The 15442-nt window shown below is 40.3% G+C and carries 9 protein-coding genes; 7 read left to right on the forward strand and 2 right to left on the reverse strand.

Going from position 1 to position 15442, the window contains the following annotated elements:
* Position 1 precedes the first annotated feature (1 nt).
* Positions 2-2800 carry a DNA polymerase I gene (gene polA / locus FAZ15_RS12725; RefSeq protein WP_136901701.1) on the reverse strand — a complete coding sequence of 933 codons (2799 nt, stop codon included), beginning with the start codon at positions 2798-2800 and terminating at the stop codon, positions 2-4.
* A gap of 122 nt (positions 2801-2922) precedes the next feature.
* Between polA and rsgA the strand changes: the two genes are divergently transcribed.
* The 5 genes from rsgA (at position 2923) to FAZ15_RS12750 (ending at position 10970) form a co-directional block, all read left to right on the forward strand.
* Positions 2923-3843 (forward strand): ribosome small subunit-dependent GTPase A, encoded by a 921-nt coding sequence (gene rsgA / locus FAZ15_RS12730; RefSeq protein ID WP_136901702.1) that lies wholly within the window; start codon positions 2923-2925, stop codon positions 3841-3843.
* A gap of 82 nt (positions 3844-3925) precedes the next feature.
* Positions 3926-5731, forward strand: coding sequence for an AsmA family protein (locus FAZ15_RS12735; RefSeq protein WP_136901703.1), 1806 nt, complete (start codon positions 3926-3928; stop codon positions 5729-5731).
* Between the two features lie 29 nt (positions 5732-5760).
* A complete protein-coding gene (locus tag FAZ15_RS12740) occupies positions 5761-7548 on the forward strand; it encodes a TrkH family potassium uptake protein (RefSeq protein ID WP_136901704.1) in 1788 nt (595 codons plus the stop codon).
* Between the two features lie 105 nt (positions 7549-7653).
* Positions 7654-8340, forward strand: coding sequence for a potassium channel family protein (locus tag FAZ15_RS12745; protein WP_136901705.1), 687 nt, complete (start codon positions 7654-7656; stop codon positions 8338-8340).
* Between the two features lie 161 nt (positions 8341-8501).
* Positions 8502-10970 carry a YfhO family protein gene (locus tag FAZ15_RS12750; protein WP_136901706.1) on the forward strand — a complete coding sequence of 823 codons (2469 nt, stop codon included), beginning with the start codon at positions 8502-8504 and terminating at the stop codon, positions 10968-10970.
* Between the two features lie 71 nt (positions 10971-11041).
* On the opposite strand, the gene FAZ15_RS12755 is transcribed toward FAZ15_RS12750, so the two are convergent.
* Positions 11042-11638, reverse strand: a complete 597-nt coding sequence (locus FAZ15_RS12755) for a ribonuclease HII (RefSeq protein WP_136901707.1) — start codon at positions 11636-11638, stop codon at positions 11042-11044.
* A 150-nt stretch (positions 11639-11788) separates the two neighbouring features.
* Between FAZ15_RS12755 and FAZ15_RS12760 the strand changes: the two genes are divergently transcribed.
* Complete coding sequence (locus FAZ15_RS12760; RefSeq protein ID WP_136901708.1) at positions 11789-12523, forward strand: hypothetical protein; 735 nt, start codon at positions 11789-11791, stop codon at positions 12521-12523.
* A gap of 25 nt (positions 12524-12548) precedes the next feature.
* The gene (locus FAZ15_RS12765; RefSeq protein WP_136901709.1) at positions 12549-15365 is read left to right on the forward strand and encodes an outer membrane beta-barrel protein; all 2817 of its coding nucleotides are present in this window, start codon (positions 12549-12551) and stop codon (positions 15363-15365) included.
* Positions 15366-15442: the final 77 nt, after the last annotated feature.

The following is a 15442-nucleotide window of genomic DNA, read 5'->3' on the forward strand; positions in this document are numbered from 1 at the left end:
TCTAATGTGCTTCCAACCAATTTGAACCTGTTCCAATTTCCACCTCTATGGGGACGCGCATCGGAATTGCAGATTTCATTCTATCAAATATAATACTTTTAAAATCTTCTATCTCATGTTTTGGAATATCAAATACCAACTCATCATGTACCTGCATGATCATCTTGCCGGATAATTTTTTGTCTTGAATGTCTTTTTGAATATTGATCATCGCAACTTTGATCATATCGGCTGCAGAACCCTGGATCGGTGCATTTACTGCATTTCGCTCCGCAAAACCCCGCACCGTCATATTTGCCGAATTGATATCGCGAAGGTATCTGCGGCGCTTCAGGATAGTTTCAACATAACCGTTTTCTTTGGCAAATTCTATTGCTTTGGACATGTATGTGCGGATACCATGATATTGTCCAAAATATTGATCAATTATCTCGGCGGCCTCCCGACGTGGGATGCCTAGACTCTGGGAGAGACCAAAAGCAGACTGCCCGTAGATGATGCCAAAATTGACTGCCTTGGCATTTCGTCGCTGCTCGGAGGTGACTTCATCCAAATTTATTCCGTATACTCTCGCTGCTGTCGCACGGTGAATATCATGCCCCTGTGTAAATGCATCGAGCATATTCTCATCTTGACTCAATTCGGCCATAATACGGAGTTCTATCTGCGAATAATCGGCAGATAGAATAATGTGATCATCAGCACGTGGAATAAATGCTTTACGCACTTCACGCCCTTTTTCTGTTCGGATCGGGATATTCTGCAGGTTAGGGTTTGTCGAACTCAGACGCCCCGTAGCTGCTACAGCTTGATTGTACGACGTATGAATGAGGCCGGTTTCTGGGTTGATCAGCGTAGGTAAAGCATCTACATAAGTGGATTTAAGTTTCTGCAATTGACGGAAGTCCAATATATCCTTGACAATATCTGATTTGTGTGCAAGCGCAGATAGCACGTCTTCTCCGGTTTTATATTGACCTGTTTTTGTTTTCTTGGCTTTCGGATCCAAGTGTAGCTTATCGAACAACACCTCGCCTAGTTGTTTTGGTGATGCAATATTGAACTTTACACCCGCTTTTTCATATATTGTGTTTTCAAGTACCGCGATGTCAAGTTCTAAGGACTTAGAAAACGTGCGGAGTGTGTCGATATCGATTTTGACACCTGTTTTTTCCATTTCGGCCAAAACATATACCAAAGGAAACTCTACTTCTTCGGCAAGTGCGCTGGTAAATGTATTTTCAAGCAGGGGTTTGAATTTTTCATGAAGTTGCCATGTGATATCGGCATCTTCACTTGCATATTCTTTGATTTTTTCAATTTCCACATCGCGCATATTACCCTGGTTTTTACCCTTTGCGCCGATTAGTTCTGTAATGGATACCGGGCTATAACCTAGATAGGTCTCTGAAAGAATATCCATTCCATGACGTGTGTCGGGATCAATTAGATAATGGGCTAGCATGGTGTCAAATAATGGGCCACGCACGCTTACGTTGTACCTGGAGAGAAGGAGTACATCGTATTTAATGTTCTGCCCGATCTTTTGAATTGCAGGGTTCTCGAAAACAGACTTGAAGATGCTGACAATAGCCTGCGCTTCCACGCTATCGCTTGGCGTGGGAACGTAATAGGCTTTACCTGCTTCAAATGCAAAGGACAACCCTACAATCTCTGCCTGCAATGCATCAAGGCTGGTAGATTCCGTATCGAAACAAAAACTGGGTTGGATAGCTAAAAGTTTAGCTAGTTTCTCTATTTCCTGTGGGGTATCGACCAATATGTAATCGTGATCGGTATTTAAAATGTTGGATGACGGAGATGGGGGTAAGAGTGTCTCTATGCTGCTATCGGTAGGTACTTCGCTGATTGCTGCAAATAGGTCCATCTGTCCGTTGCTGGATTTGGAAGGAGAATCGACGATGGTAAAATCATCTCCAAATACGCGTTTGCCGAGCGTCCTAAATTCCAGTTCTGCAAAAAGTGGCTCCAATAGTTCTTTATTAGGTTGATCTAATACTAAGGCTTCTTCATCTAAATCAATGGGAACATCAAGCAATATCGTAGCTAGTTTTTTGGAAATTAGTCCTTGCTGCGCGAAATTTTCTACATTCTCTTTTTGCTTTCCTTTAAGCTGGCCCGAATTGGCAATTAATCCTTCTACAGAGCCAAACTCCTGGATTAATTTTTTTGCTGTTTTTTCGCCAATTCCCGGTATTCCAGGGATATTATCTACGGCATCGCCCCAAAGGCCTAAAATGTCGATAACCTGGCACACATCTGTTATTTCCCATTTTTCAAGTATTTCGGGAACACCTAGTACTTCTGCACCATTGCCCATGCGTGCAGGTTTAAGGATGAAAATCGATTCGGATACCAGTTGTCCAAAATCTTTGTCCGGTGTCATACAGTAAACGGTAAATCCTTCTTTTTCTGCTTTTTTTGCCAACGTACCGATGATATCGTCTGCCTCGTAACCGTCCATCGTAATAATGGGGATGTTAAAACCTTCGATAAGACGAAAGATATATGGGATTGATGTTGCCAGATCTTCGGGCATTTCCTGACGGTGTGCTTTATATGCTTCGAATTCTATATGACGGTTAGTAGGAGCAGCAGTATCAAACACCACAGCAATGTGCGAAGGCTGATGATTCTTTAATACTTCCAACAAGGTATTGGTGAATCCCATTATTGCACCGGTATTCAGACCGTAACTTGTCAATCTTGGCACCTTATTTAATGCAAAGTATGCTCGATAAATAAGAGCCATCCCGTCTAATAGAAATAATTTTCTCATTAAAATAGTTTATTTTATCCGTATTTACACAAAGGTAATAAAATAGGGGCAAGCTTGATATTAATAATTTTTTACCACTTTTGTATTAGGATATGATAGATAAGTCGGTAAGTTTATAAAGCATGAGAGGATTAGTAACAAAATCTACCGGAAGTTGGTATCAGGTTTCGGGAGAAGACGGGGAGCAATACGATTGCCGCATCAAAGGGAAGTTTAGAACTAAAGATATCAAGACAACAAATCCTATTGCCGTAGGCGATTGGGTGCATTTTGATTTAGAACCCGACCAGGCTAGTGGTGTCATCAACGTATTAGAACCACGCAAAAATTACATCATCCGTAAGTCCATCAACCTTTCTAAGCAAACGCAAATAATAGGGGCAAACCTGGATCAGGCAATTTTAGTGGTGACATTGGCTTCTCCTCCTACCTCGCTTGGATTTATAGATCGTTTTTTAGTAACGGCAGAAGCCTACGATATCCCTGCTATTTTGGTATTTAACAAATTGGATCTGTTTAGCGAAGAGGGGCTGGAAATATTGCAGGAATACAAATCGATATATGAAAATATTGGCTATCCCTGTTATGAGGTGTCGGCCATAGAGGGAACGAATATAGGTGCGATTCGGGACCTTTTACAGGATAAGGTAACCTTGGTATCCGGACATTCGGGTGTGGGGAAGTCTACCCTGGTGAATAGGATTGTGCCCGGGACAGAATTGAGAACGGGCAATATCTCTGAATGGTCTGACCAAGGAAAACACACCACTACATTTGCAGAGATGATTGACCTACCGTTCGGCGGTAAATTGATCGACACGCCCGGAATTCGCGAATTGGGCATAGTGGATATCGAGAAGCATGAACTTTCGCATTTTTTTCCTGAGATGCGGCAATTGATGAATAGGTGTAAATTTAATAACTGTAGACATCTGAACGAACCGGGCTGTGTGGTATTAGAAGCGGTGGAAGAGGGTGATATAGAATCTTCCCGCTACGATAGCTATATAAGTATGTATAACAATGAGGATACACGACGATAAGTATGCCTTTAATTAAAACAAAAGATATTTTTTTTTGTTTAATGAAAAGTTAGTGAATCTGATAAAAACAAGTTATTTACATATGAAACCAATCTGGAAATGGATACTCATCATTCTGGCACTCCTACTTTTGGCAGTGGGTGGCGTGGTATGGTACTACGGAAGAAACTGGAAACCTATCCTGGAAACCAAGCTTAAGGAAGTGGTGCATAATTCCTCAAATGGATTGTATACATTAACGTACGATGATTTGGATCTCAATATTGGATTGGGAAATGTTACACTGCGTGAGGTCGAATTAATTCCCGATTCTGCAATTTACCAGCAGATGATAGTGGAAAAGTCGGCTCCCGACAACCGTTTTCATATCAAACTGAAGGCATTGAAGATTAGGAGATTTGGCCTATGGGATGTGTTAAGGAACCGGCAACTGTCTATTAAAAGTATTGTTCTTGAACAACCGGAAATTCATTTAACTTCGGAAAAGCATGCTTTTAACGATACGGTATCCACTGAACCCAAGAAAACGCTTTATGAAAGTATAGAAGATATTTTTACCTCCGTCAACGTGCGCGATGTACAATTGGATGATGTCAAGTTTACCTATTCGAAGATAGATTCGGGTAAAACTAGCGGAATTGAGCTTAATAGGGTCACTATTAAAGTGCATGACGTGTTGGTAGACAAAACTTCAATCGATGATTCTACCCGTCTGTTTTATACCAAAATGATAGATGTGCACGTACCGGGATTTGAGTATGAGCTCCCGGATGGTTTTTATAAGCTGAAATTTGATGATCTAAGCATTAACACCAAAGATCAGAATCTTTTACTGACCAAATTTGCTTATGAACCCAAAATGGCTAAATCTGCCTTTTTTAAACAGAAAAACAGGAATATTACGATGACTATCCTGAAATTTGATACGCTCCGGCTTGAAAATTTGGATTTTAAGGAGTTGATCGATAATCAAAAAACCATCGCTGCTAGCGCACAGCTTAAAAATGGAATAGTTGATCTATCAAATGACAGGCGCTATCCAAAATATCCTAAGAATAAAATAGGACGCTCCCCCCATCAACAGTTAATGAAGCTGAATAGTCTGATTAGGTTGGATACTGTTTTGGTGGATAATGTGACCATTACGTATCATGAGTTTAGTGCGAAATATGGAAGGGAGGGTTCTATTAGTTTTAACCATGCGCGAGGTAACCTGACTAACGTGACGAATGATACATTGGCATTAGCAAAGGACAAATTTATGCGAGCGGATCTATCGGCAAAGATCATGAATTCGGGAAGGTTGCACGCCAAATTTGGATTCGACATGTTGAGTACAAATGGTTACCATACCTATAAAGGCAGTGTAGGTGCCATGAATGCAACGGCTTTCAATCGTATTTTGAAGCCTTTGTTAAACGTTGAGTTGGCTTCAGGAAATATGAAGAAGGTAACTTTTAATATGGAAGGAACGGATTATAGAAATTGGGGTGATTTTAGATTTGACTACGATAATTTAAAGATCAGACTGCTCAACGAACAGAAGAAAGGTGAAGCTCAGACTTCTAAAAAAGTAATTTCCTTCTTCGTGAATCAGATCATCATTAACGATAGTAATCCCGATGCTAATGAAATCTATCATATTGGTAAGATTAATTACAAACGTGACCCTGAACATACCTTCTTTAAGACCCTATGGCAAAGTTTGCTGGATGGTATAAAGCAAACGGCCGGCATAAGCCCTGAGCGGGAGGCACGGTTAATGGGAACTGCAGCAAAAGCGCAGGATGCGGTGAAGGAATCTAATTCGGCGGTCAATAAAACAAAAAGTTTTATAAGAGGGATTTTTAAGAAAAAGGAGAAATCCGAGGATAGCGACGAAAAGTAAACGTAGTTTAATATTCCTATGTTTGTGTTATGGAAGTACTCGTTAGCTTTTTAAAGTTTGTATTCAAATATCGCAAAAAAGTAGTTAATCAAATCATGTTCTATGTGAGCATGATTTGCGCATTTACAGTTATTGTTCACGTTGGATACATTACAAATGCCGATATAGCCGCTAAAACTGAAATCGCAATTCGTTGCATGTTTTATACGCTTTTCTTCTTAGAATTTATCCGGATTACCGCATTGATTTTTGTCTTCAAAAAAATCAATGTTTCCAATTACTCCGGTATTCTGGTTATTTTTTACTTTCTATTCATTATGCTCGTCCGTGTTTCGAATGAACCGGCACTATCTTTTTTTGCAAAAGATGAGTGGATGTATGTGGGAATTGCCGTCGTGTTTTTATCCGAGCTATCTAAAAGTAGCCTCTTCTTTGACAATTTTTATTTTAATCCGACCATATTATTTGTCATCAGCTTTCTGAGCCTTATTCTTATCGGTACCGTTCTACTTATGTTGCCAAGAACGACTTTAATTGCACCCTTGAGTTTTGTAGATGCTTTTTTTATGGCGACTAGTGCAGTATGCATTACTGGATTGACAGTGACCGATATCTCTGCAAATTTTTCGCTATTTGGACAGGGGGTCATTATGCTGTTGGTACAGGTTGGCGGCTTGGGGATCATGACATTTACAGGTTTCTTTGGCTATTTTTTTTCGGGCGGATTTTCATTTAAAAACCAGCTCATGTTTGGAGAAATATTGGGCGAGAAGAAATTAAATGCTGTCATATCGACCTTATTAACCATTATATTCATTACGCTGCTCTTCGAGTTTATCGGGGGGGTATTTATTTTTATTTCACTCGACAATGTGGCATTTGATAGTTTAGGAGAGAAAGTCTTTTTCTGTGCTTTCCATGCGATCTCTTCTTTTTGTAATTCGGGTTTTACCATTATCAAGGACGGCGTGATGAATGATGCCTACAGGTATAATTATGGTTTTCAGATCGCGCTTTCCCTTTTATTTGTTATTGGAAGTTTAGGATTTAGTACAATATTTAACTTCTATACCTATATCAAGGATAAATTAAGAGGTGTACTAGGGACGATCTTTTTTAATCAAAAGCATGTTCATCGGCCCCAATCATTCTCTTTTAACACAAAGTTCATTCTTTCATGCAATATGATCGTATTGGTATTAGCAACAGTTTCATATTTTGTGATGGAGCAACATCATACTCTGGTAGAAGATCGCACGTCGATTGGTAAATGGGTAACTTCGTTTTTTATGGCAAATGCGTCACGATCAGCGGGTTTTAATAGTGTAGACCCAAATCTGGTTACTGCTCCTACTTTGATTATGTTAACGACATTGATGTGGATTGGTACTGCGCCAGGTTCAACGGGCGGCGGGGTAAAAGTGACAACGGTGGCTATAGCGTTGATGAATATACTGTCATTAGCGCGAGGTAAAGATTCCTTAGAAATCTACAGGAGAAGTATTGCTGCCGAATCTGTTAACAAAGCTTTCGCTATCATTATCCTTTCCTTAATAACTATTACGTTGTCCTTTACACTGCTGAGTTTTACAGAACCTGAACAAAAAATGAAGATACTGTTATTTGAAACGGTATCTGCGTACTCCACGTGCGGTTTAAGCTTGGGTGCTACAGCTTCACTAAGCAGCCCGGGCAAGATTATTATAATATTTACGATGTTTGTAGGACGGGTTGGTACACTAACACTTCTGGTCGCATTTATAAAAAATATCAAGAACAAGAGTTATATTTATGCATCGGAAAAGATATTATTCTAATTTTCTCCCCGCTGAGTCTGACAGATAAAAAATAAATAGTTGCCCCTTTGATGATTATTGTAGTCATCAAAGGGGCAACCGAAGAAATGAAATTAAGAAAACCAGATGAAATATATTGTTTTAGGACTAGGACACTTTGGAAGATCCTTAGCGATTCGTTTGACCGAGTTGGGACACGAAGTGATTGCTGCCGATAAAAGTCTCACTATTGTCGAACAATTTAAAGACCGAATCACACATACGGTATGTATGGATACGACGGATAAAGATGCGGTAGGCTCATTACCCCTAAAGGATAGTGATGCCGTCATAATTGCTATAGGTGAAGATGAGGGAGCCTCTTTGCTCACTACAGCACTGATTAAACAGTTTAATGTAAAGCGGATCATTGGCCGGGTTGTATCTGATTTGCAAAAAACCGTGTTGGAAGCTATGCAGATCGATGAATATATCATGCCGGAGGAAGAAGCTGCCGAGCGCCTGGCATTGCGCTTAGATAATATTGATATCGTTGACTCCTTCAAGATATCAGACAAATATAGTATTATTGAGACCAAAGTCCCCGCTAAGTATATCGGACTCACGTTAAAAGATGCAGATTTGACGAATAAGTATAAGGTAATTGTCTTGACCACGATACATCTATCAGAGAAGACACAGAAAGGAAAGAGCACAGTCAGCAAAAAAGCGTCAGGAATTGCTAAATCGGATACGATATTACATGAAAACGATATTTTGGTGTTATTTGGTGAACTTTCCGATATAAAAAAATTGATCGAAAAAGGAAACTAGCTTTTTATAGTTAGGGAATATTAAAATCATTTATCTATTTTTGGCCATACGGAAAAACATAACCATTAAATTATATATGAACCGTCGTAAGTATAGCAGTTGCACAAGGCAAATAAATATGCTCATGATAGCTTCATCACTTTTAAAAAGAAATGTATCTGATGAAAAACTGGTTTAAGGAAAACTCGACACATCTTATTATAGTTGCCATATTTATATTGTTGGTAATTTTTTATTTTTCTCCGCTATGGCAGGGTAAAGCTTTAGCACAACATGACGTTGTACAGGCTTTAGGTAGTCAGAAAGAGATCTTTGACTATAAGGAGAAAGATGGGCATGCTCCTGAATGGACAAACTCCATGTTTGGCGGTATGCCTACTTATCAGATATGGTATGAGCACGCATCCAATGTAACGACCTATATCAATAGGGCCATTAAATTAGTGTTCCCGTTGCCGGCAGACGTGATACTGATCTACTTATTGGGAGGCTATTTTCTGCTCAGTGTACTACGTGTGAGACCATGGCTAGCTGCCGTAGGTGCCATCGCGATGACATTTTCATCTTATAATTTTATTTACATAGAAGCAGGGCATGTTAATAAAGCCTATGCCATAGCGTATATGGCACCGATAATAGGAGCTATTATCTTGTGTTATCGAGGCAATCGATTATGGGGATCTGTTTTATTGGCCGTCTTCTTGTCTTTAGAGATTCGAACGAATCATATCCAAATGACGTACTATCTGTTTATTGCGATGTTGGTATTGGTCGGTTTTGAATTGTACTATGCTATTCGTGATAAAAAGTTGCCCAAATTTGCACAAGCAACTGCAGTGCAACTTGCAGCAGCGGTAATTGCGGTGTTGGTGAATGCTTCGGTGCTATTCCCGACTTATGAATACAGTAAACTTACTACGCGCGGTAAAGCTAATATTGTAAAAGTTGACGGTGAGGCAAAAGATGGTGGTCTGGATAGGGAATATGCCTATGCCTGGAGCCAGGGGGTTGGCGAAAATATTACCTTTCTTATTCCAAATGCTTATGGGGGTAAGTCGCAAGGTGTCCTCGGTAAAGAGTCGAATGCCGTTAAGTTTCTTACGGGCCTTGGTGTGCCCGAAGTACAAGCGGTACAGTTTGCGCAATATATACCAACGTATTGGGGAGAGAAACAATTTACCTCAGGACCCTGGTACTTTGGAGCGGGGATTTTCTTTCTGTTTGTATTGGGAATTATCCTTGTTAAGGATCGTTTGAAATGGTGGATTCTCGCTACGTCTGCACTCATCATTTTATTGGCTTTAGGGCGACATTTTCCATTGGTATCTGATCTTTTCTTCGATTATGTACCTTTATATAATAACTTTAGGGCAGTAGAATCTATTTTGGTCATTGTCTCTATTCTTATTCCACTCCTAGCTGTTATGGCGGTACAGGAGCTGATGGATCGGACACAGGAGATCCCTAAACTAGATAAGAAAATATTGTACACTTTTATAGGCGTGGGGGGATTTTGTCTACTTGTGGCCCTTCTGCCCGACCTGTTTTTGAATTTCAGATCGTCTAATCACAACGAACTTGTTGCCGGATTAGGCCAACAACTTGGTGATGCGAATATGGGACAGCAATTGGGCAGTGCATTGGTAAAGGATCGTGCTGCACTTGCTTCTGCCGATGCTTGGCGCTCCCTATTTATCGTGGCTTTAATTTTCGCGTCAGTATGGGGGCTCTACAAGAAAAAGTTAACGTCCACGGTGTTTATCGCTATCCTAGGAATTGTAACATTGGTAGACTTATGGTCGGTGGATAAACGCTACTTAAATGATAATTCATTTATAGAAGAACGGTTGACGAAAAGACCGATCGACGAGAAAGAAGTGGATCAGCTGATTCGAATGGATAAGGATCCGAGTTACCGTGTTTTGGATTTAACGACAAACCCGTTCTCAGATGCACATGCTTCCTATTTCCACAAGAATCTAGGCGGGTACCATGCCGCAAAACTGATGCGTTTTCAAGAGATTTTGGAACATCAGTTTAATGGTGCAATTAATGAAGACGTATTGGATATGTTCAATGTGCGTTATATCATGACGAAAGATCCTTCAAACGGGGCTGAACGGATTCAACGGAGAAGCACGGCGACAGGCAATGCCTGGTTTGTAGAGAAAGTAACTTTCGTAAAAGACAATGCACAGGAAATGCAAGCCATCAGTAGTTTCGATCCGTTAAAGGAAGCTTTTGTGCATGAAGAGTTTAGAAATAAAATTAGTGCAGGGCGTTTGGGACAACCCGGGAACGCAGCGATCAATTTGGTAAGCTACCACCCCGATACCTTGAAGTACGAGTATTCGGCACCTCATGATGCCTTTGCCGTATTCTCTGAGGTGTACTATGAGAAAGGATGGAAAGCGTATATAGATGGTGAAGAAGCGCCTATTTTACGAGCGGATTATATACTAAGGGCATTACAGCTGCCGGGAGGAAATCATAAGGTAGAATTCATTTTTGCCCCTTCGACCATGCGCATCAGCAACTTGGTTTCTTTGATAGCTTCTATTGTTTTAGTCGTCGGACTGATTGCGGCCGTATGGTATACGAACAGGAAACGACAACCTAAAAAAGCTTAAAGAGGAAAACCGGTAACGGTATTGAGAAAGGGGATCAATAGTTGCAGCTACTATATTGATCCCCTTCTGGTTTAAAAAAGTTTTAGTTGTGGATCCGTAACACGGAATGTCTTGCGGTGATGGGGTGTGAAGCCATGCTGTAATACAGCTTGGCGATGCGCGATGGTTGGATACCCTTTATTGGATTTCCAGTCGTACGACGGATACTTTCCGGCCAGATGGATCATGAAATCATCCCGATAGGTTTTGGCTAAAATAGAAGCAGCAGCTATAGACAGGTATTTTCCATCTCCTTTTATAATACACTCATGTGTTATATCCTGATAGGGTATAAACCTATTGCCATCGACAATAATGAATTCTGCTTTTACGGCTAAGGCATCTAACGCCAGATGCATGGCCTTGTATGAAGCATTATGAATATTGATTTTATCAATATCTTGCGGGGAGACGCTGGCTACAGCAAAGGCCAAAGCTTCGTTCTCAATGATCGGGCGCAATTCCATTCGTTTTTTTTCAGACAGTTTCTTCGAATCGTTCAGTATGGGATTGCAGTACTCAGGCGGAAATATCACGGCTGCCGCAAAAACAGGTCCGGCGAGACATCCTCGTCCTGCTTCATCGCAACCGGCTTCAATATAGGTGTGCTGAAAATGAGATAGTAACATCGTATTCTTGTGTAAAAGTGTAACTTATCTGTGATATAATGTCGTTAACATTAATTTACGTTACTTATTTGTTCTTTTGTACAAAGATATGGACTTGTTTAAAATAAGTTTCACAGTTTTTGTTATATAAAAGTACAGATAAATTCGACGATGAATAAATTTTGGGTATTATTAGTTATGGGAAGCTTACCATTTGCCTCTTTTTCGCAGAAGAAAAAGTCGGATGTGTATACCTTTCAATCAATATCCAATATCACGGTGGATGGTGATCTTAACGAATGGAATGATCAATTAATTCCTGTAGAAGGCGACGCTTGGTCATTTGGTATCGTGAAGGAGGAAAATAAGTTGTTGGTTGCGGTACGTGTCCAGGATCCCACGTTGAGGCAGGAAGCCATCCGAAACGGCATCATTGTGAACATCAGTTATACGGGTAAAAAGAAAGATGGTGCCCAGCTGATATACCCCTTTCCAGATAGGGAGCGGTTGCGTGCATTGGCTCAAGATGAAGAGTTGAATGTTTTGACACTTCAACAGGAACTATTAAATAGCTCGAGGGGATACTACCTGAACGGTTTTTCAAGAGTGGTAGACGGACTTCTTTCTTTTGAAAATAGCTATGGTGTTAAGGCTGTTGTGAAACTGGACAGCAATGAGAACCTTATATATGAGTCGTTGATTCCGTTAGAGCTTATTCAATTTAAGGAAGATGAAGTTGCGGTACAGCTTGTCGTTAATAATAGATTTATTCAACTACAGAAGATGGCCAAGAATAGGTCTGTCAATACACCATACTCCGTGTACGGTAGAGTTCAACCCACGGCATCCATCCGTAATCCCTATAAATTCAAAACGGATGTATGGATCTTTGGTAAAGTGAAATAGTAAAATGAAGAGAAAATCAAATAATATGAGTCGTTTATTAAAATCCTTAATTCTTATCTTCTTGTTTATGGGTACGGGTTCTATCCATGCGCAGACCGGAAAGATAGTGCAAGGTATGCTGAGAGATTCGCTTTCACGTATAGTGGCTGGAGCTTCAGTGTTATTAGTGTCGGATCAAGATTCGTTAGGAACAAGTTCTTCCCAAGCGGGTATATATACATTCAATAATGTAAAGGGTAATCAGTTTAAAATCCGGATCGCGAGCTTAGGATTCGAGCCCTTCGAAAAGGAGTTTACCTTTCCGATAGGTGAACAGAAAATGATTATCCCGTCTTTTGAACTTAAAGGAATTCCGAATATGCTTGAGGAGGTAGTGGTCAGCGGGGTGCTTACGGTACAGGTAAAAGGCGACACCGTGGAATACGGTACCAAAGATTTAAAATTAAGAGAGGGCTCTGTAGCAGAAGATGCGCTGAAAAAATTGCAAGGGGTAGAAGTCGACAAAGACGGAAACGTTACCGCGCAAGGCGAAGCCATTACAAGAGTGCGCATCAATGGTAAAGATTTCTTCGGCGGAGATGTCAAAACAGCTACTCAAAACCTGCCTGCAAATATTATTGAGAAGATCCAAGTGGTTGATGATTACGGCGATATGGCAAATCTGACCGGAAATAAAACCGGAGATTCGGAAAAAATCATTAATATCCAGATTGACCCGCAGTATAATAAAGGATACATGACCACGCTTCGTGTCGGTGCGGGTACCGAGGAGCGGTATCAAGCGACAGCGATGTGGATGGGGATGACCGACAAGACACAGGTTTCTGTACTTGGAAATTTGAATAACATGAATGCACAGTTGTTTGATTTTAGTACTTCGGGAGGAGGTGCCCGTCGTAGACAGGGTGGGGGAGGTCGTGGTGGTGGTATGTTCGGCGGTTCGGACGGGTTGACAAATACCGGTTCGATCGGTTTAAATATCCGCCATGATTTTAGTGAAACATTAAAAGTATACGGAAGTTATTCGTTTGGTAGGGATGATAATACCACCCTTTCTAGTTCTTTTACCGAATATATCGGCCAAAACCTAAAAGAGGAATCCGATCAGGATGATAATAATATTCGTGCTAATCATCGTTTTGAAGCCAATTTAGAGTGGAATATTACGGACAAAGATTATATAAAATTAACACCTCAGTTTGGCTTTGATAAAAATGATGGAAGTTCGTTTGCGAGTTCTTCCTTATTCGAGAATGACGTGCTAAACAATTATCAAAATCAAACCACCTTGACCGATACGCATTCGCCACGTTATAGCATCAGCGGACTATATAACCGTAAATTGAATGACAAAGGCAGAAATCTATTTTTTAATTTTAACTACGACAACGCAAACACGCAAAATGATTACGACCGCGAGTTAGATCGTCTCGTATCCGATCCGAACAATACCGATGCCGATATGAGTGAGATTTATGAGCGGACGTTCCAAGCGGTTCGCAATAAAAGTTGGAATGCAGGTTCTTCTGTATCCTACACGGAGCCATTAAGCGAATTTGGCCGACTTGAAGTTTCCTATGATTTGAATGTCAATGACTACGATAATAACAACAGTCAAGAGGCTAGATTTCAAGACGGAACATTAAATCCAAATCCGAAACTAAACTTCGACTATGATTACGATTATTCCTTCTCTACTCATCGCGTTGGTGCAAGTTATGCGTTTAACAACGACAAAATTAAATATTCACTAGGTGCTTCCGTACAGCCATCTATATTGAATGGAGAAGCATTTAGCGGTTCAGAGGTAGCTATTATTGATCGCAAGAATTTTAATTTTATTCCCATTGCACGGTTTGAGTATAAATTTTCACGACAATCTAATATCTCTATAAACTATTCCGGTCGCGCGAATGAGCCGTCTGTTTCGCAGATATTGCCATTTGAAGTAACGACCAACCGTACAAATATTACTTTTGGTAATCCGGAATTGGATCCGGAGTTTGGTCATCAATTACGCGTGCGCTACCGCTCTGGAGATTTCCAAAAGGGAAATACCTTTTTTGCCATGATCAATTCAAATTTAACAACGGATAAGATTGTTTCTTTTAGTAAACGGTATATTGATAGTTCACCTGATTCTGTGGGTCTCATTCAAGAAGTTCGTTACTTAAATGAAAAAGACGATAATGTGTACGGGGTGAACTCCTTTTATCATTATGGCAAATCAATAAATGAAAAAACCTATAATATAATGGCGATGGGTGGAATAAGCTATAATAGAAATATCTCGTATACCTCGGTGGATAGCTTGGCTTTGGTAGGAGATAAGAATATCGCGAATAACTGGGTTTTTAATCAAGGGTTATTTTTTAGGTATAACCCTTCTGAGAATCTGGAAATCAACCCGGGTGTTCGATACGTTTTTAACCACACTAAGAATTCGTTACAAAACGAAACGCGAAATGTGCAATCCTGGATCCCAACTATTATAGGGTCGGTAAACTTGACGCCTACCACTATTTTTGGAGCAGATGTTTCCAAAACATTTAACAGTGGTTTTGGCTCGGTGGGTGCAAATCCTTTTATTATCAACACCTATATCGAGCAACGATTCTTAAAAGGAGAACGTGGTACACTACGTTTACAGGCCTTCGATTTGCTCAACGAGCAAACAAATGTATCACGTACAGTAGCTGAAAACTATATTGTCGATCAACAATCTAATCGATTGGCACGTTACTTCATGCTTACCTTTACCTTCAAGCTACAAAAGTTTTCGGGTATGGCACCTGATACGGGCAATTCGTTTCCTGGAGGAATGCGTCGGCCAAGAATGTAACTGCACACATAATAGCGGAAACGGCTGAAGGATACTTCGGCCGTTTTTGTATTTAATTATGTAGCTTTGCAAACATT

The sequence above is a fragment of the Sphingobacterium olei genome (assembly GCF_005048855.1).
GTDB lineage: Bacteria > Bacteroidota > Bacteroidia > Sphingobacteriales > Sphingobacteriaceae > Sphingobacterium > Sphingobacterium olei.

Excerpts from the sequence above, each read along its gene's own strand:
- FAZ15_RS12760 (WP_136901708.1), top strand. The coding sequence starts at position 11,789 with ATGAATAAATTTTGGGTATTATTAGTTATGGGAAGCTTACCATTTGCC.
- FAZ15_RS12745 (WP_136901705.1), top strand. The coding sequence starts at position 7,654 with ATGAAATATATTGTTTTAGGACTAGGACACTTTGGAAGATCCTTAGCG.
- FAZ15_RS12735 (WP_136901703.1), top strand. The coding sequence starts at position 3,926 with ATGAAACCAATCTGGAAATGGATACTCATCATTCTGGCACTCCTACTT.
- rsgA (WP_136901702.1), top strand. The coding sequence starts at position 2,923 with ATGAGAGGATTAGTAACAAAATCTACCGGAAGTTGGTATCAGGTTTCG.
- FAZ15_RS12740 (WP_136901704.1), top strand. The coding sequence starts at position 5,761 with ATGGAAGTACTCGTTAGCTTTTTAAAGTTTGTATTCAAATATCGCAAA.
- FAZ15_RS12750 (WP_136901706.1), top strand. The coding sequence starts at position 8,502 with ATGAAAAACTGGTTTAAGGAAAACTCGACACATCTTATTATAGTTGCC.
- FAZ15_RS12755 (WP_136901707.1), bottom strand. The coding sequence starts at position 11,638 with ATGTTACTATCTCATTTTCAGCACACCTATATTGAAGCCGGTTGCGAT.
- FAZ15_RS12765 (WP_136901709.1), top strand. The coding sequence starts at position 12,549 with ATGAGTCGTTTATTAAAATCCTTAATTCTTATCTTCTTGTTTATGGGT.
- polA (WP_136901701.1), bottom strand. The coding sequence starts at position 2,800 with ATGAGAAAATTATTTCTATTAGACGGGATGGCTCTTATTTATCGAGCA.